This is a genomic window from Methylobacterium sp. D48H (assembly GCF_053345715.1).
This window is the reverse complement of the sequence record NZ_JBKFAP010000126.1, coordinates 1-322: the sequence shown is the minus strand read 5'-3', so window position 1 is coordinate 322 and position 322 is coordinate 1. Positions and strand designations below refer to the sequence as shown.

Below are 322 nucleotides of genomic sequence, written 5' to 3'. Positions count from 1 at the left end.
AGCGCGAGCAGGAAGTCCAGCTTGTCGATCACGACGAAGGCATCCCGGCACGGCGAGGCGCCGGAAACCTAGCGGCCCGCCCGGCCCGCCACAACCGAGCGTGCCCGCTCAGCGGAACAGGATGAACGCCTTCGACAGGGTGATGCCGATGCCCCAGACGATCGGGATGCCGACCACCGCCCAGGCCAGCGCGGCGCCCGCGCTCAAGCCGCCGCGGCCGATCCCGAAGGAGCCGGACGGCCCCGAGGCCGTGGCGCCCGCGCGGACGTCCAGGGAGGCCCGCTCGGAATCGGACATGAACCAGCGTTGCGCCAGGGGCCGG

At 73.3% G+C, this 322-nt stretch carries 1 protein-coding gene; it reads right to left on the bottom strand.

What is annotated here, in order from left to right:
• Positions 1-108 precede the first annotated feature (108 nt).
• Positions 109-322: MFS transporter small subunit (locus tag ACLBX8_RS31775; RefSeq protein WP_447716421.1), on the bottom strand; the 214-nt coding region annotated here is incomplete at its 5' end.